The sequence below is a fragment of the Pseudomonas sp. NPDC077186 genome (assembly GCF_044543505.1).
Lineage (GTDB): Bacteria > Pseudomonadota > Gammaproteobacteria > Pseudomonadales > Pseudomonadaceae > Aquipseudomonas.
The window spans coordinates 346,139-361,164 of record NZ_JBITWE010000005.1 but is presented as its reverse complement, the minus strand read 5'-3'; the positions used below and the strand labels follow the sequence as shown (position 1 = coordinate 361,164).

Annotated in this window: 16 protein-coding genes and 1 pseudogene; 7 read left to right on the top strand and 10 right to left on the bottom strand. The window is 66.6% G+C overall.

Annotated elements, in window-relative coordinates; translation table 11 throughout:
* Positions 1-448 precede the first annotated feature (448 nt).
* The 5 genes from ACIGKL_RS19925 to dinG all read right to left on the bottom strand — a co-directional run bounded on the left by ACIGKL_RS19925 (position 449) and on the right by dinG (position 7,289).
* Positions 449-2,284, bottom strand: a complete 1,836-nt coding sequence (locus ACIGKL_RS19925) for a hypothetical protein (protein WP_397488182.1) — start codon at positions 2,282-2,284, stop codon at positions 449-451.
* A 208-nt stretch (positions 2,285-2,492) separates the two neighbouring features.
* Positions 2,493-3,140 carry a pyridoxamine 5'-phosphate oxidase gene (gene pdxH / locus ACIGKL_RS19920; protein WP_397488181.1) on the bottom strand — a complete coding sequence of 216 codons (648 nt, stop codon included), beginning with the start codon at positions 3,138-3,140 and terminating at the stop codon, positions 2,493-2,495.
* Between the two features lie 34 nt (positions 3,141-3,174).
* Positions 3,175-3,828 carry an OmpA family protein gene (locus tag ACIGKL_RS19915; protein WP_397488180.1) on the bottom strand — a complete coding sequence of 218 codons (654 nt, stop codon included), beginning with the start codon at positions 3,826-3,828 and terminating at the stop codon, positions 3,175-3,177.
* Positions 3,829-3,900: 72 nt separating this feature from the next.
* Positions 3,901-5,046, bottom strand: coding sequence for a serine hydrolase domain-containing protein (locus tag ACIGKL_RS19910; protein WP_397488179.1), 1,146 nt, complete (start codon positions 5,044-5,046; stop codon positions 3,901-3,903).
* 98 nt (positions 5,047-5,144) lie between these two features.
* Positions 5,145-7,289: an ATP-dependent DNA helicase DinG gene (gene dinG, locus ACIGKL_RS19905; protein ID WP_397488178.1), complete on the bottom strand. Its 2,145-nt coding sequence runs from the start codon at positions 7,287-7,289 to the stop codon at positions 5,145-5,147.
* Positions 7,290-7,407: 118 nt separating this feature from the next.
* On the opposite strand from dinG, the gene ACIGKL_RS19900 reads away from it, so the two are divergent.
* On the top strand, positions 7,408-7,872 hold the full coding sequence (locus ACIGKL_RS19900; protein WP_397488177.1) for a CopD family protein: 465 nt from the start codon (positions 7,408-7,410) through the stop codon (positions 7,870-7,872).
* A gap of 160 nt (positions 7,873-8,032) precedes the next feature.
* Here ACIGKL_RS19900 and ACIGKL_RS19895 read toward each other — a convergent pair whose 3' ends face one another.
* From ACIGKL_RS19895 to ACIGKL_RS19880, 4 genes and pseudogenes are all read right to left on the bottom strand, one after another.
* Positions 8,033-8,794 (bottom strand): collagen-like protein, encoded by a 762-nt coding sequence (locus ACIGKL_RS19895; RefSeq protein WP_397488176.1) that lies wholly within the window; start codon positions 8,792-8,794, stop codon positions 8,033-8,035.
* The gene (locus tag ACIGKL_RS19890; protein ID WP_397488175.1) at positions 8,787-9,092 is read right to left on the bottom strand and encodes a DUF1145 domain-containing protein; all 306 of its coding nucleotides are present in this window, start codon (positions 9,090-9,092) and stop codon (positions 8,787-8,789) included. Before ACIGKL_RS19890 ends, ACIGKL_RS19895 begins: the two co-directional genes overlap by 8 nt.
* 118 nt (positions 9,093-9,210) lie before the next feature.
* Positions 9,211-9,942: an OmpA family protein gene (locus ACIGKL_RS19885; RefSeq protein ID WP_397488174.1), complete on the bottom strand. Its 732-nt coding sequence runs from the start codon at positions 9,940-9,942 to the stop codon at positions 9,211-9,213.
* Between the two features lie 136 nt (positions 9,943-10,078).
* Positions 10,079-10,432, bottom strand: a pseudogene (locus ACIGKL_RS19880) (OmpA family protein); the annotation flags it as partial.
* 437 nt (positions 10,433-10,869) lie between these two features.
* On the opposite strand from ACIGKL_RS19880, the gene ACIGKL_RS19875 reads away from it, so the two are divergent.
* From ACIGKL_RS19875 to ACIGKL_RS19865, 3 genes are all read left to right on the top strand, one after another.
* Positions 10,870-11,367 carry a DUF6231 family protein gene (locus ACIGKL_RS19875; protein WP_397488173.1) on the top strand — a complete coding sequence of 166 codons (498 nt, stop codon included), beginning with the start codon at positions 10,870-10,872 and terminating at the stop codon, positions 11,365-11,367.
* Between the two features lie 4 nt (positions 11,368-11,371).
* Positions 11,372-11,851: a YchJ family protein gene (locus ACIGKL_RS19870; RefSeq protein ID WP_397488171.1), complete on the top strand. Its 480-nt coding sequence runs from the start codon at positions 11,372-11,374 to the stop codon at positions 11,849-11,851.
* A gap of 95 nt (positions 11,852-11,946) precedes the next feature.
* Positions 11,947-13,062, top strand: coding sequence for a hypothetical protein (locus tag ACIGKL_RS19865; RefSeq protein WP_397488170.1), 1,116 nt, complete (start codon positions 11,947-11,949; stop codon positions 13,060-13,062).
* A gap of 31 nt (positions 13,063-13,093) precedes the next feature.
* Here ACIGKL_RS19865 and ACIGKL_RS19860 read toward each other — a convergent pair whose 3' ends face one another.
* Positions 13,094-13,642, bottom strand: coding sequence for a hypothetical protein (locus tag ACIGKL_RS19860; protein WP_397488168.1), 549 nt, complete (start codon positions 13,640-13,642; stop codon positions 13,094-13,096).
* A 186-nt stretch (positions 13,643-13,828) separates the two neighbouring features.
* Between ACIGKL_RS19860 and ACIGKL_RS19855 the strand changes: the two genes are divergently transcribed.
* The 3 genes from ACIGKL_RS19855 to ACIGKL_RS19845 are packed head-to-tail and all read left to right on the top strand — an operon-like array spanning position 13,829 to position 15,001.
* Positions 13,829-14,326: an LEA type 2 family protein gene (locus tag ACIGKL_RS19855; RefSeq protein WP_397488313.1), complete on the top strand. Its 498-nt coding sequence runs from the start codon at positions 13,829-13,831 to the stop codon at positions 14,324-14,326.
* Between the two features lie 5 nt (positions 14,327-14,331).
* Complete coding sequence (locus ACIGKL_RS19850) at positions 14,332-14,529, top strand: SEC-C metal-binding domain-containing protein (RefSeq protein ID WP_397488167.1); 198 nt, start codon at positions 14,332-14,334, stop codon at positions 14,527-14,529.
* Between the two features lie 7 nt (positions 14,530-14,536).
* A complete protein-coding gene (locus tag ACIGKL_RS19845; RefSeq protein WP_397488166.1) occupies positions 14,537-15,001 on the top strand; it encodes a DUF2489 domain-containing protein in 465 nt (154 codons plus the stop codon).
* Positions 15,002-15,026: the final 25 nt, after the last annotated feature.

The window sequence follows — 15,026 nt, the reverse complement described above, 5'->3', positions numbered from 1 at the left end:
ACCAGAAAACCCTAGGGTTGATCAGCCAGACAACAGCGCAGAGCTCACCTTATCAAGGTCGACGATATCCCGCATAGTCACCTAATTTGCCCAGATTTAATTGAAGCTTAGTGGCCGCTTCTGGCCGCTTTGAGCCTGTCGCATCAGGCTGGAGTCGACCAAAAGCGGACGATGATGCTGGAAAACAATTCCGTCCCCTCTTCTTCATTTTTTCGACGACCTGAGACCCTGCTGAGGTCTTAAGATCAGTACTACTGAGCCGATAAACTGAACGAGTGCTACGTGAGAAGGCTTTGGTTGTGGTGCTGGCGAGATGGCGCTACAGATAAATTCTGCTGCGCGCTCACAAGGGCTTGGTCGACGGTTGCTCGGAGAGCAAGAAGTCGAGCAGCAGTTGCGCCAGGCGGGTCGACTGGAGGTTGACTTAAACGCGCTGGCCGCGCGGTGGTTACAGGCCGTGCTTAACCCGCTCGCCGAGGATGAAGGCTTTTTTCATATCGGGCGCAACCACAACGGGCAGTAGGTCCAGACTGCCTTCGGGATAATTTCCGCCACCGCCAGCACCATACTCGACCACCAGGGTGACCTGGTAGCGCTCGCCAACTCCCTTTTCTCGCAAAGGGTTGCCGTCCGGCCCTTGCACGATCCAGGCGGTCATTGGTATCTCGGGGTCTTGGTGGGGCTGAAAGCGGCTTTGCATGCTTCCCGATTCGATAAGGACGATGGGCTCGCCTTCACCTTCATAGAGGTAACGGCCCTCGATTGGCGCCGGGAGCGTTACGCCGACGCTGTAGCTCTGGCCCTTGACTGTCTTGATGAGTCCGCCATGTTTCGAGGGCGCTGCCTCGGTGGCAGGCTTATTGGGCTCGGCGGTCGGAGCCTCGTCTTTCTGCTTCTCGACAACGCTTGGCGCAGGGCTGGGAGACTGCTGGCGCTCGATCTGCGCCAGCATGTCCGCCGCCATGGCATTGGCCTCGCTCTCGATGCCCATCTCGCGCATCAGTGTTTGGTTCTGCGCCATCAGGGCTGCCACCTGGGCGTCCTGCGCGGGGCTATCGCCGCTCGACAAACTGGGGTTTTGGCTGGCTTGCACGGATGGACTTACCGGCGGTTGTGTACGGGCCTGGGCGAGTGTGGCGGCCAGGCTGGCACTGGATTGCGCAGCGTTGGCGCTGGCCGCCTGGTTGGTCGCCGTCAGGCCCTGATTCAAACCCTGCATTACAGCACCTAATAATTGCGAGTTCTCGGCGCTGTCTGCGGCGTCTTGCCGTGCTTTTGCTTGATCGAAAGTGGTCCGCTCGGCCTGAGTCGCCGCCCACAGCTCGTTGCCTGCCGCTCCCTGTTCTACCACCAAGCCATAATCGAGCGTGCCGTTGCTCTCTACCTTCAGCACTTCATAGTCTTCGGTGAGGATGAAGCGGTAGGCCTTGCGCTTTGGAGCATCGACCATCGCCTCATAGGTGTTGCCGTAGCCTTCGCGCAGGTTTACCCATGTGTAGTAGCAGCCGTAGAAACTGTAGATATCGCAGTCGAGGCCCACCACCACGCTTTCACCTTTGCGTGCCGGCAAACGGTAGAGGTCATAGCGCGTGCGCATGATCGAGGTTTTCTGACTGTTGTCATCAAGCTTGCCGATGATCTTCTGCCCCAGCACCAGTGGCTTCACGCCTGCGTCGTCAGGCGACTTGGACGCCGCGACACCCGGCACCTCTGCCACGCCTGGGCCCGGACTACCCGGTAAGGATTCGACCGGATAGGGCGTCGAGTAGATGACATTCGACAGCGAGCCATTCACCCACTGCAGATTCTGCACGAGCATCTCGCCACGTGATGACAGGCGAATTCGGTAGGGGAAATCACCCGATCGCGGCGTAATCGCCTTAAACACAACCGAGCCATCCGATTCGATCATGCCGAGCCACGGCGTGCCATTGAAGTCCATATTCAGTTCACCGGGCTTGCTGCCCGGACGGATGGTTCGGCTCCATTTCACATCCGGCCCGACAATTGCGCCCTCCAGGAACAGGCTGGTCTCAATGATGGTCTTGCCGGGCTCGCTCCAGCGCACCTCAAAACCCGGAAAGCCACCGGTTGGAGGGGCGTAGCGATGCCCAACGAGACGGGCATAGACGCCCCAGACCTCTGGATTGGCCTGAGGGTCTACGGTGAAGCCAGGCGGTGGGGTCTGTGCGCCGAGGTGTTGCGGATCAACCGGTGGGGCGACGCAACCGAAAAGGGCAGACTGAAGAACAGCTAAGGCGGCAAAAGTTGTGATGGCACGCATTATCCAGCCCCTCAATGAAGAAGATGGCGAAACGCTATTAAAACCATATGGGGTCTGTCTAGTGGAGAGGGGCGGCTTTTGGCCGAAAGCCGCCATCCCCAAAACAACCTCAAAGCATCCCGCCCCAAGGCGAGCGGGTTGCTATTAAGAAGGAGCGTCAGAAACCTGCAAGCAATTGACCGGCGCGCGCACCACACCGGCCTGCCTATCAAGGCGCCAGCCGTTCGCGAATCCAGGCCTCGCCCTTGAAGCGGTAGTTGAGGCGGTCGTGCAGGCGGCTCGGGCGGCCCTGCCAGAACTCGATGCGCTCGGGCAGCAGGCGGTAGCCGCCCCAGTGCGGCGGGCAGTGCGGCGCCTGGTCGTGAAAGCGCCGCTCGGTCTCGGCCAGCAACCCTTCGAGTTCGTCGCGCCCGGCGATCACCCGGCTCTGCGGCGAGGCCCAGGCGCCGATGCGGCTGCCCAGCGGACGGATCTGATAGTAGGCGTCGGACTCGCCGGGGGTGACCCGTTCCACCCGCCCTTCGATGCGCACCTGGCGCTCCAAGCTGGGCCAGAAGAAGGTCATCGCGGCGAACGGACGCGCCGCCAGCTGGCGACCCTTGGCGCTGTCGTAGTTGCTGAAGAAGGTGAAGCCGCGCTCGTCGAGGCCCTTGAGCAGCAGCACCCGGCAGTGCGGGCGGCCCTCCTCGTCGACCGTGGCCAGGGTCATGGCGTTGGGTTCGACCGGCAGTTGCTCGGTCTTCACCGCCTCGGCGAACCACTGGCGGAACAGGGCGAAGGGCTCCAGCGGGGCCTGGGCTTCGCTCAGGCCGTCGCGGGTGTAGTCGCGGCGCATATCGGCCAGGGTCTGGGTCATGGCAGTTCCTCGCGATGGGGAAATGCCGCCAAGCTTACTCCGACTTGCTGCGTTTTCCTTGATCTACGGCAGCCACCTTGGGTCCGGCAGCGGGGTCGATCTTGGCCGGCTGGCTGTACTTGGCGATCAACCCGTGCATGGTGTCGCGCGAGGTAAGGAGGATTTCCACGCGGCGGTTGAGGGCGCGGCCGGCGGCGCTGTCGTTGGCCGCACGCGGCGCATCGGAGCCGAGGCCCAGCACCTGCAGGCGGTTCTGCTTTAGCCCGCTGAGGCGGAAGATCGAAGTCACGGCGCGCGCACGCTGGTCGCTCAGTTCGCGGTTGCGACTGGCATCGCCGCTGCTGTCGGCATGCCCGAGCACCACCACGGCGACGTCTTCGTCGGCTTCCAGCAGCTTGGCCACGCGGGTGATCGGGCCGAGGCTGACCGGCAGCAACATGTGCGGGCGATCCGGATTGAACGAGCCCTGTACCGGGGCGGTGACCACCAGCAGGTTCTCGCGCCGTTCGAACTCGAAGTGGCTGCCCTTGACCGCCTCGCGCAGGCGCGGCTCGTACTCGTCGAGCCAGGCGCGGGTCACCTGCGGTGGCGGCATGACCGCCGCTTTGGCGACTTCCTTCTTTTCCGAGCCGGCGCAACCGGCGATCAGCAGGCAGCAGGTGAAAGCGAAGATCTTATTGGCGCGCATGAAGCCCCCAGGTTCTAACGGTCGAAACGGATTTATTCACAACTTATATTGCCGGGCAGTGTAGACCGGCCGTTACAGGCATTGCGCCAACTCGCGCGCAAGTTTCTGCGCACGCGGGTCCATCAAGACGAACGGTCCCAGATTGTTGGTGACGAAGCCGAATGCCAGGTCGCGTTCCGGGTCGGCGAAACCGCTGGAGCCGCCCGCGCCGGGATGACCGAAGGCATAGGGCCCCATGCCGTAGGTAGCGTTGCCCAGCTGGGCCTGGTCGAGCATGCAGCCGAGGCCGAAGCGGGTGCTGGTGAGCAGCGTGCGGTCGTCGCCTACGCAGTGTTCGCGGGTCATTTCGCCGAGCAGCTCGCCATCGAGCAGGCTGCCGTCGAGCAAGCCGGCGTAGAAGCCGGCCAGGCTGCGTGCGTTGCCGTGGCCATTGGCCGCCGGCTGCTGCATGCGCCGCCACTCGGGCTTGTTGGTGCTGGTCATGATCGACGGCGGGTTGGTGAAGGCGCGCGTGCTCAGCGCCGTCGGTTCGCTCATCATCACCTTGAGCAGGCGCTGCGCCGCGGCATCGCCGAGGTTGCCCTTGCCGCGGGCGATATGGGCGACGCGATCGAATTCGCTGTCAGCCAGGCCGACATGAAAATCCAGCCCCAGCGGGCGGGCGATGCGCGCGGCGATGCTGTCGCCGGGCCCGCGCCCTTCGACGCGGCGGATCAGCTCACCGATCAGCCAGCCATAGGTAATGGGTGCGTAGCCATGGCCCTCGCCCAGCGGCCACCAGGGCTGTTCGGCGGCCAGCGCGGCGGTCATGGTCGGCCAGTCGTACAGCGCTTCGGCCGGCAGCATCTGCCGCAATGCGGGCAGGCCGGCCTGGTGGCAGAGCAGGTGGCGCAAGCTGATGCGCTGCTTGCCGGCGGCGGCGAACTCGGGCCAGTAACGCGCCACCGGCGCGTCCAGTTCCAGCTTGCCCTCGCCGACCAGCTGCAGGGCGACCACGGCGGCGAAGGGTTTGGTGCAGGAGAACAGGTTGGCGATGGTGTCGCTGTGCCAGGCCTGCTGGCCGTCCTTGTCCATCACCCCGGCCCACAGGTCCACCACGGTCTCGCCGCCGATCTGCACGCAGAGCGCGGCGCCGCGCTCCTGCGGGTCGTCGAACAGCGCGGCGAAGGCCTCCTTCACCGCTTCGAAGCGCAAGTCGAAATAACCCTGAACCTGCACGCCTGACTCCTCGCTCACTGAATTGCCGCGCATTGTTCCAGCCCGCGGGCGCCTTGGGAACCGCTGGCAATCGGCAATCAGCCCGCAGCCTGCGGGCTTCAGTGAATTTCCCGACGAAAGGGCGGCAGCGCGTTGAGAATCGCCTTGCCGTAGCGCTGGGTGACCACCCGGCGGTCGAGCAGGGTGATGGTGCCGCGGTCGGCCTCGGTACGCAGCAGCCGGCCGCAGGCCTGGACCAGGCGCAGGGAGGCGTCGGGCACGGCGATTTCCATGAAGGGGTTGCCGCCGCGCGCCTCGATCCACTCGGCCAGCGCCGCCTCCACCGGGTCGTCCGGCACGGCGAAGGGGATCTTGGCGATCACCACATGCTCGCAGTAGGCGCCCGGCAGGTCGACGCCCTCGGCGAAGCTGGCCAGGCCGAACAACACGCTCTCCTCGCCGGAATCGACCCGCGCCTTGTGCTTGTTCAGGGTCTCCTGCTTGGACAGGTTGCCCTGGATGAACACGCGCTTGCGCCAGTCGCGATCCAGGCCGTCGAACACCTCCTGCATCTGCTTGCGCGAGGAGAACAGCACCAGCGTGCCGCGACTGCCGGCCACCAGGGCCGGCAACTCGCGAATGATGGCCGCGGTATGCGCCGCCGCCTCGCGCGGGTCGGCCTTGAGATCGGGCACCCGCAGCACGCCGGCGTCGGCGTGGTGGAAGGGGCTCGGCACCACGGCGCTGACCGCCGCCTTGGGCAGGCCGGCGCGCATACGGTAGCGGTCGAAGGTGCCCAGTGCGGTCAGGGTGGCCGAGGTCACCAGGGCGCCGTGGGCGACGTTCCACAGGTTGCGCCGCAGGGTCTCGGCGGCGAGGATCGGGCTGGCGTTGACTTCGATGTCGAACAGCGCGCCGCCATCGGCCAGGGTCAGCCAGCGCGCCATCGGCGGACTTTCTTCCGGGTCTTCGGCGGTAAAGGCCAGCCACAGTTCCCAGTTGCCCTTGGCCCGCGCCATCAGGCTGCCGAACAGCGGGTACCACTCCTCGGCCTGGTGGCTGGCGATGCCGTTGGCGCCCTCGCCGTCCATGGCCTCCTTGAGCAGCTCGGTGACGCCGGTGAACAGATCGTTGAGCTTGGAGAAACCCTTCTTCAGTTCCAGGCCCAGCTCGGTCAGATGCTCCGGCACCACGCCGCCGACGAAGCGGTGACGCGGGCGCTCGCGGCCTTCCATGTCCTCGCCGGCCTTGAAGTCGGCGAGTTGCTCGCAGGCACTGAACATGAACTGCTGCTGGGTCTTCAGCTCGCGGGCCAGCTCCGGCACCTGTTCGATCAATCGGCCGAGATCGCCCGGCAGCGGGTTCTGCGCCAGCAGCTTGGTCAAGTTCTTGTCGATCTGGGTCAGCCAGTCGGAGGTGCTGCGCAGACGGGTGAAGTGGGCGAAGTGGCCGATGGCCTTGTCCGGCAGGTGGTGGCCCTCGTCGAACACGTAGATGGTCTCGCGCGGGTCGGGCAGCACGGCGCCGCCGCCGAGGGCCAGGTCGGCCAGCACCATGTCGTGGTTGGTGACGATCACGTCGACCTTGCCCATGCCCTCGCGCGCCTTGTAGAAGGCGCACTGCTGGAAGTTCGGGCAATGGCGGTTGGTGCACTGGCTGTGGTCGGTGGTCAGCTGCGCCCAACGGCTGTCCTCCAGCTCCTCGGGCCAACTGTCGCGGTCGCCGTCCCACTTGTTGCCGGCCAGTTTCTCGATCATCGCGGTGAACAGCTTCTGCCCCTGTTCGTCGACGTCGATGCGAAAGCCCTCTTCCTCGAACAGCTGGGCGGTGGCGCTCTGCGCGGCGCCGTCCTGCAGCAGGTGGTCGAGCTTGGACAGGCACAGATAGCGGCCGCGGCCCTTGGCCAGGGCGAAGCTGAAATTCAGGCCGCTGTTGCGCAGCAGATCGGGCAAGTCCTTGTGCACGATCTGCTCCTGCAGGGCGACCGTGGCGGTGGCGATCACCAGGCGCTTGCCGGCCGCCTTGGCGGTGGGAATGGTGGCCAGGCTGTAGGCCACGGTCTTGCCGGTGCCGGTGCCCGCCTCCACCGCCACCACGGCGGGCTCGCCCAGGCGCTTGCCCTCGTCGTCGCTCTTGATCGCGCCGAGCACCTTGGCGATCTCGGCGATCATCAGGCGCTGGCCATAGCGCGGCTTGAGCGACTTGGCCTCGAGAAAGCGGGAGTAGGCGCCCTGGATCTGGGACTTGAGTTCGGTGCTGAGCATGGGGTCTGGGGCGAAAAAGGCTGGATAAATTTTCAGTGTTTGCGCATCGGCCGCTATCATAGCGCGCTAATCGCTTCGGCGCAGATTCCATCGCGCCGCCCTTTCTCGGAGATACCGGATGACGCCTTACGCCCCGCTCTACACCCTGCACCTGTTGGCCGCCCTGATCTGGGTCGGCGGCATGTTCTTCGCCTGGATGATCCTGCGCCCAGCCGCGGTCGAGGTGCTGGAGGCGCCGGCGCGGCTGCGCCTGTGGCTGAGCGTGTTCCAGCGCTTCTTCGTCTGGGTGTGGGCGGCGGTGCTGGTGCTGCCGGTCAGCGGCGTGGGCATGCTGCACCTGGGCTACGGCGGTTTCGACGCCGCGCCGCGCTATGTGCACATCATGATGGGGCTGTACCTGGCCATGCTGGCGCTGTTCCTGCGCATCCAGGCCCTGCAGCTGCCGGAGCTGCGCCGCGCGGTGGAGGCCGAGAACTGGCCGGCCGGCGGCGAGGTCCTGGGCAGGATTCGCAAGGTGGTGGGCAGCAACCTGCTGATCGGCCTGCTGCTGGTGAGCATCGCGGCGCTGCGCCCGGGCTTTTGAGGCGAGCCGGCAGCCCCGGCGGAGGAGCGCCGGGCGGAGATCGCGGGGATCGCGGGGATCGTCGGGCGGAGCCCTGCGGGCTCCCTGTTGGGCTTCGCTGCGCTCAGCGCCAACCTACCCATCGGTGTGCATCGCGCACCGGGCGGGCAGAGGCGCGCGGCTAGAAGCGCACCACCTGCAGTTCGCCTTCGCGCCCCGGGCTGCCTGGCCGGCCGGGCTGCCCCGGCTGGCCATCGGCGGCGCCATCGACGCTGTACAGCACGCAGCCTTTGCTCGCACCGCCGCGCCCGGCCTTGCCGCCGACGCCGGGCACGCCGCCGTCGCCGCCATCGAGCAGCACCTGGATGCTCTCCAGCGACGCCGCCTGCGGCACCTCCAGGCGCACCCGGCCGCCCGCGGCGCCGGGTTTGCCGTCGCCGCCGTTCTGTCCGTCGTGGCCATGGCTGGCGCGCCCCCAGGTGCAGCCGCCGGCCTGGCCGTTGGCGCCGTCCAGGCCGCGATAGCCCGGCGCCCCGCGACCGCCGCGCACGTCCAGGGTCAGCGACTGGATACTGGCCTGCTGCAGGCGCAGGCTCAGCTCGCGTCCCGCCGTGGCCGGCTTGAGCACCCCGCCCGGCGCGCCCTGGGCGCTGATCCAGACGTCCGCGGCGACGCTCGCCTGGAGCACCTCGAGACGCAGCGGCTGCTCGCCGGGGGCGATGCCGATGCGCGCCGCGGGCCCCAGATGCAGTTCGCCGATGTGCAGCTCGGTGACACCGGGCGGAATCAGCAGGGTGCCCTGCTCGGCAACTTCCAGGCGCTCCAGCTGCAGCCGCGCCTCGGTCGCGGGCACGCGCAACAGGCTGTGGGAGGCGACGCTGAGGTGGTTTTCGGCCCCAGCCGAAGCGCTGGCGAGGCACAGCAGCAGGGCCAGGTTACGCATGGGCCACCTCCTCGCCGCCGAGCTGCATCGACTCCTGCTCCGGCCTGGCCGATTGCAGGGCAAGCAGGTGGAACACGCCGAACAGCAGGATCTGCACGCGATCGCGCCAAGGGTTGGCGCGCTCCTTGAGCAGGGCGGCGAACAGCCAGAGCTCCAGGCCATGGATCACCAGCAGCAGCGCCGCCAGCAGGTAGAGCAGTTGTTCGAAGGGGCTGCCCAGCCAGCTCGCCAGGGCCGCGCCGAATGCCAGCCAGAACAATCCGGCCAGCGCCTTACCCAGCATCGTCAGTGCTTGCATCCCCGCCCTCGCCTGCTCTTTTTCTAGTTGTGCCGCACCTTAACCGCTTGCCCCCCGCATGACCAGAGCCGGAAAAAACACGGGGGCCTTGCGGCCCCCATTTGGCGACACCGCACCGCTAGCGCGACACGTGCAGCTCGACGCGCCGGTTCTCGGCCCGCCCGGCATCGCTGCCGTTGTCCGCCACCGGCTGACTCTCGCCGCGGCCTTCGGTGCTGACCTTGTCGGCCGGCACGCCCTGGGCGATGAGAAAATCCGCCACACTGCGCGCGCGCCGCTCGGACAGGCCCTGGTTGTAGGCATCGCTCCCCACCGAGTCGGTATGCCCGACCACCCGCACGCTGACCAGATTGGCGCCGGTCAGGCGCGTGGCGACGCCGGCGAGCAGGTTGCGCGCCTCGCCGGTCAGCTCGGCCGAATCGAAGGCGAACAGCACGTTGCCCAGGTCGCTGAGGACGATGACCTCGGCCTGCGGCGTCTCCATCGGCGGCGCCTCGGCGACGCTGGCCGGGTACTGCGGCAGCGGGCAGCCGTTATGGCCGACCGGGGTACCGGCGGGCGTGCCGGGACAGCGGTCGCGGCGGTCGAATACGCCATCGCCGTCCTCGTCGCCGTCCTGCGCATAGCAGACGACGGCGCCGAGCAGCGCACCGGCGACCGCGCCGCCTGCTGCCCAGGTGGAACTCTCGATTGCGCCCAGGCCGCCACCGGCCAAGGCACCAATCGCACTGCACAGGGGCCAGTTCCCTTGGTTGAGCGGCGCGTCTCCCGTACTGGAAGTCGTGGCACAACCGGAAAGAACACTGCTGACCAAGAGAAAGGGGATAAACCTGGGAAGGTTCGCTCTCATGGTGGGGTTCTCCTGTGTTACCGGCCTCGTGCCGGTATCACTGGAGTAAAGACGGCCGCCCCCGGCTGCACAAGAAAGCCCGCGCTGCCCAGGCAAACCTGGACAGTGCGGGCTCGGTTGCCACGCGCGGTCGGGCTCAGGGCTGAGCTTCGACCTCGGCTTCCACCCGACGGTTGATGGCACGGCCGTCGCTGCTGGCGTTGTCGGCCACCGGGCGGCTTTCGCCATAGCCCACGGCCTGCACGCGACCGGACTCAACCCCGTACTGGTTGACCAGCACGTCGCGCACCGCACCGGCGCGGCGCTCGGACAGGCCCTGGTTGTAGGCATCGCTACCCACCGAGTCGGTGTGTCCTTCGACCACGGTGCTGGTCTGCGGGTATTGCTTCATGAAATCGGCCAGGGCTTTGATATCGCCATAGCTCTCTTCCTTGACCTGGGCCTTGTCGAAGTCGAACTTGACGTCCAGCTCGACCCGCACCGCCTCGGCCGGTTCGGCCACCACGACCTCCTCGACCACCACTTCCTCGACCACGGCAACCTGTTCCTCGGCGCCATGCACCCAGCAGTAGGCCGCGGCCATACCGGCACCGACCAGCGCGCCGCCGCCGGCCCAGGTGGAACTTTCGATGGCCCCCAACGCCGCGCCGCCAACGCCGCCCACCGCCGCACAGGTGGGCCAGTCGGACTTCTGCAGGCCGGCACAACCGGTCAACAGGGTACTGGCCAGAATCAGGGGTACAGCTTTCCTTGTGATGCTCATACTTTAGGTCTCCAATGTTCATCGGCCCATAACCGACTCAAGAGTAGTAAAGACAGGAGTTATGCAATCCGCCAGCTATAGAAGGCATTGCGCATAATTTCCTCACGCTCTAGGCCGATTGCCGACGCCACGTTAGTCTTTGCCGCCCTGTTCGAGGATGTTCGATGACTGCCAGCCCCTCTTCCCGTACCCCGCAGCAGGCCCTGGCCGCCCTGCTCGCCCGCTATACCCCGGAGAAACTGCTGTTGGTCGGGGCCAGCGAACTGCCCGCGCTGAGCGCCTTCCACGGCGCTCACCCGCAGTGCCGGGTGGCCACCGCACCGGCCGCCGCGCTGCCGACCGAGCTGGCCGCCCAGCGCTTCGACCTGGCGCTGCTGGTCGACTGCCTGGAGCACCTGAGCAAGCGCGACGGCCTGCAACTACTCGGCGGCATCCGCAACCTCAACGCCAGCCGCGTCGCCGTGCTGGTCGACCTGCAGGCCGCAGACTGGCGGGAAACCGATTTCTTCGCCCTGGCCATGCAGGCCAGCGAGCAGTTCCAGCGCGAAGGCCAGACCCTGCACCTGTTCACCTACGACCTGCTCGACTACAAGCAGGTGCCGGACTGGCTGAACGCCAAGTTCTGGGCCAACCCGGAAAACTTCGGCAAGTACTGGTGGTAACGCCATGAACCCACTCGACCCCGTTTGCCCCTGCGGTAGCGGCAACCCCCTCGGCCACTGCTGCGGCCCCTACCATGCCGGCACCGCCGCGCCCAGCGCCGAACACTTGATGCGTTCGCGCTACAGCGCCTACGTGCTGGGCCTGGTGGACTACCTGGTCGCCACCACCCTGCCGGCCCAGCAGAGCGCGCTGGATCGCGCCGCCATGGCCGCCTGGAGCGCGCAGAGCACCTGGCTCGGCCTGGAGGTGGAAGGCAGCGAGCTGTTCGGCGGCCAGCCCGAGCACGCGCAGGTCTGCTTCGTCGCGCGCTGGCACGACGCGCAGGGCGAGCACAGCCACCGCGAGCGCTCGGCCTTCGTCCAGGTCGACGGGCGCTGGTATTTCCTCGACCCGACTGTGCCGCTGAAAGCCGGACGCAACGATCCCTGCCCCTGCGGCAGCAGGCAGAAGTTCAAGAAATGCTGCGCCGGCTACCTGAGTTGAACGCTCGCACCTGACGCCTGCGGCCTTTTCTGCTTGAGTTGTGGGCGCCCGCGCCGGCACACCGCCGGGCGTGGACGTTCAACAAGGAGAAAGGCATGCACAAGCAAAGTGGTGTGGCGATCATCCTGGCCAGCCTGCTGTTCGGCTGCGCCAACCAACCGTCCGGACAACAGGGGGAGCGCCTCGATCTGGGCGACAGCGCACGCGTCAGCCGGCTGTTCGCCTACCCCAACAACTGCAGCGTGATCTGCTACCGCGACTGGACGCTGGAGCAGACGGTGCAGCACTACCTCGACCAAAGCCTGGCGCGCGACGGTTACGCCGACGCCCAGGTGAGCATCCATCGCCAGGGCGAACGCCTCTACGCCGACTTCGTCGGTACGCCCAAGGGCTACGGGCAACCGCTCAAGCAATTGCTCGACGCCGGCGACCTGGCCTATCAGGGCGCCGAGCGGCTCAACAGCGACGGCAAATGGCAGTACGACTGGTACTTCTTCCTGCCCCTGGGCATGGCCCTGGACAACCGCAAGAGCGTCGAGCTGCTGCATTTTCCCCCGGACTATTCGCTGACCCAGGCGCAGGACTACCTGCGCTCCAGCACCACCGATCGCTGGGCCGCGCTGCTGGTCAGCAACGGCGTGCCGGCGACGCAGACCCCGGCCTACCAGACCATCGTCGATATCGCCCCGATCGCCGCGCCGGCCAACGCCGGCAGCGCCCTGCAAGGGGTCTACGGTTATTTCAACGACTACCAGCAGCGCATGGTGCGCGAGCTGAGCGCCGGCAAAGGCGGCGCCAGCCTGCCCATGGTCGCCTTCGGCAGCCCGGTGCGCGACTGGATCGAGCAGCAGTACGGCGTGCCGCTGGCGGTGCTCGGCCTCGGCCAGATCGAGGCCGCGCCGGGGCAGCAGGTGTCGGTGCTGGGCGCCAACCACCCCAGCTATATCTGGTACGCCGCCGACCCGGCCAACAACCAGGGCAGCCAGGCCAAGGCCGATGCCACCGGCATCCGGGTCATGGGTCAGGATCTCAGCGCCGCCTGCTGGCAAGCCGGCATGGGCCGGCAGCCCGCCGGCGATCCGCAGCAGACGCTCGCCAACTGTACGCAGAAATGGCAGGTCACCGACCAGTTGCAGACCTGCGAGCTGTTCTACGTTTCGGTGCGCAAGCTCGAGCCCGCAGAGGCCGAGGCCAAGTGCCAGGCAAGCTGAAACGATCGGGCCCGCAGTGGCGGGCCCGGTGTCATTCCTGCAGTTTCAGGTGCGAGGTATCCGGCGGCGGCGCCGCCGGGGCCGCCTTGGCCTGGCCCATGTCGCTGCCTACCGGCGCCAGGCTGAACTGCGACAGATCGACCTGCGGCGCGGCGGCCTCGGGCTTGGCGTCCTGCAGATCGGCGCCGACCGGGGCGATGCCGAAATCCGGCGCGTCCACCTCGCTGAAGGCGGCCATGTACTCGTCGCGCGGCGCCACCCGCAAGCGGCCGCCAGCGGCGCTCGCCGACGGCACGGCAGGGGCAGGCTCGGCGGCGGGCGGCGGCGCCAGTTCCACCTCCTCCACCGGCAGATCCATATCCACCACCTCGACCCGCGCGCCGGCGCGCTCCAGGGTGGCGCGATACTTCTCCGCCCCGGCGGCATCGAGGTTGTTCTTGATCACGATGCGTCGCCCGGAAAACAGCTGGGCGATGCGCTGGGCATCGGCCTGGAACAGCTTGGCCAGATTGGCCTTGACCAGCTCCGGCTGGGCGCCCGGCAGCAGTTGCCCGGAGAAGGCGATCTCGTAGCGACTCATGGTCACACTCCTGTCCTATTCGGCCCTCAGTATGGCGCAGCTTTTTTGGCGCTAACACCGCAGGCGTCTCATCCACCACTTTTTACCCGACTTGGGCAGAAAGCTGCGGCAAGAAATAATGATGGAGTGCCCAGGTTGCAGCCGAGCGGTTGCTTGTTACACTGGGGGCGTTATTGGGGGTATGACATGTTTTCTCAGGCGCAAACGATAAGAATTATCAGCCTATTGATGTTTTTCGGCCTGTGCTCTGGCCTCGCAGGATGCTCCACCTGGATGACGGGTGGCTTCAAGGACCCGGACGTCCAGCTCATCAAAGTTGATGTAATCAAGGCCAGGCTGCTCGAACAGGAGTTCCGCCTGCGCTTTCGCATCGACAATCCCAACGGCGTCAGCCTGCCGGTGCGCGGCCTCGACTACGTCGTGCACCTCAACGAGATGAAACTGGCCGAGGGCTATTCCAACGAGTGGTTCACCGTGCCCGCGCACGGCCACCACAGCTTCGAGGTGCCGGTGCGCACCAACCTCTGGCGCCACGTGCGGCAGATCGTGAAGATGCTGGAGAAACCCGACCAGCCGATCCGCTATCGCCTGCAGGGCGAGGTGAAAACCGGCATGCTGTTCGGCCGCAGCGTGCACATGTCGCGCAATGGCGAGATAATTCCCGGCGATTTCATCCCGGAGTAACCGCCATGAGCAACCAACCCCACGTCCACGGCCCCGACTGCAACCACGATCACGACCATCATCACGATCACGGCCACGTCCACGGCCCGCATTGCAACCACGACCATCAGGAGCCGGTGCGCAACGCGCTGAAGGACGTCGGCCGCAACGACCCCTGCCCCTGCGGCAGCCAGAAGAAGTTCAAGAAGTGCCACGGCGCCTGAAGCCCCGATGAGTGCACCGACCCTCGCCCTGCTGCTCGCCGGCCTGCTGCTGATCGCGGCTCTGGCCGCCTATGCCTGGCACCTCTGGCGCCGCGTCTGGGCGCAGCAACGCAGCCAGGCCGCCGCCCAGCAGGAGCGCCAGCAGCGCCTCGGCGGCGACCTGACGATTCTCGCCGGCAGCCTGCTCGACGAGCAGCTGCCGCTGATCGAAGGCGCCATCCGCATCAAGGTGCTGCTGGACAACTACGACAGCGAACTGAGCCGCGACAGCCGCTGCCAGGTGTTCCACCTGCTGTTCGAGGCCACCGCCGAGGTGCCCACCCATGGCGCCTGGAAGGCACTGGACAAGCACGAACGGCGGCGCTTCGAGAAGCGCTTCAACGAACTCGAGCTGCAGCACAAGGCCGCCGCCCGCACGGCCGCCCGCTGGTTGCTCGACGAAGGGCTAAAGGGCGCTCGGCGAAACGCCTGAGCGCCTCTTGCCAGGCTCTGCGCCC

Coding starts and splice junctions, on each gene's coding strand:
- ACIGKL_RS19925 (WP_397488182.1), bottom strand. CDS start 2,284: ATGCGTGCCATCACAACTTTTGCCGCCTTAGCTGTTCTTCAGTCTGCC.
- pdxH (WP_397488181.1), bottom strand. CDS start 3,140: ATGACCCAGACCCTGGCCGATATGCGCCGCGACTACACCCGCGACGGC.
- ACIGKL_RS19915 (WP_397488180.1), bottom strand. CDS start 3,828: ATGCGCGCCAATAAGATCTTCGCTTTCACCTGCTGCCTGCTGATCGCC.
- dinG (WP_397488178.1), bottom strand. CDS start 7,289: ATGCTCAGCACCGAACTCAAGTCCCAGATCCAGGGCGCCTACTCCCGC.
- ACIGKL_RS19900 (WP_397488177.1), top strand. CDS start 7,408: ATGACGCCTTACGCCCCGCTCTACACCCTGCACCTGTTGGCCGCCCTG.
- ACIGKL_RS19895 (WP_397488176.1), bottom strand. CDS start 8,794: ATGCGTAACCTGGCCCTGCTGCTGTGCCTCGCCAGCGCTTCGGCTGGG.
- ACIGKL_RS19890 (WP_397488175.1), bottom strand. CDS start 9,092: ATGCAAGCACTGACGATGCTGGGTAAGGCGCTGGCCGGATTGTTCTGG.
- ACIGKL_RS19885 (WP_397488174.1), bottom strand. CDS start 9,942: ATGAGAGCGAACCTTCCCAGGTTTATCCCCTTTCTCTTGGTCAGCAGT.
- ACIGKL_RS19875 (WP_397488173.1), top strand. CDS start 10,870: ATGACTGCCAGCCCCTCTTCCCGTACCCCGCAGCAGGCCCTGGCCGCC.
- ACIGKL_RS19870 (WP_397488171.1), top strand. CDS start 11,372: ATGAACCCACTCGACCCCGTTTGCCCCTGCGGTAGCGGCAACCCCCTC.
- ACIGKL_RS19865 (WP_397488170.1), top strand. CDS start 11,947: ATGCACAAGCAAAGTGGTGTGGCGATCATCCTGGCCAGCCTGCTGTTC.
- ACIGKL_RS19860 (WP_397488168.1), bottom strand. CDS start 13,642: ATGAGTCGCTACGAGATCGCCTTCTCCGGGCAACTGCTGCCGGGCGCC.
- ACIGKL_RS19855 (WP_397488313.1), top strand. CDS start 13,829: ATGTTTTCTCAGGCGCAAACGATAAGAATTATCAGCCTATTGATGTTT.
- ACIGKL_RS19850 (WP_397488167.1), top strand. CDS start 14,332: ATGAGCAACCAACCCCACGTCCACGGCCCCGACTGCAACCACGATCAC.
- ACIGKL_RS19845 (WP_397488166.1), top strand. CDS start 14,537: ATGAGTGCACCGACCCTCGCCCTGCTGCTCGCCGGCCTGCTGCTGATC.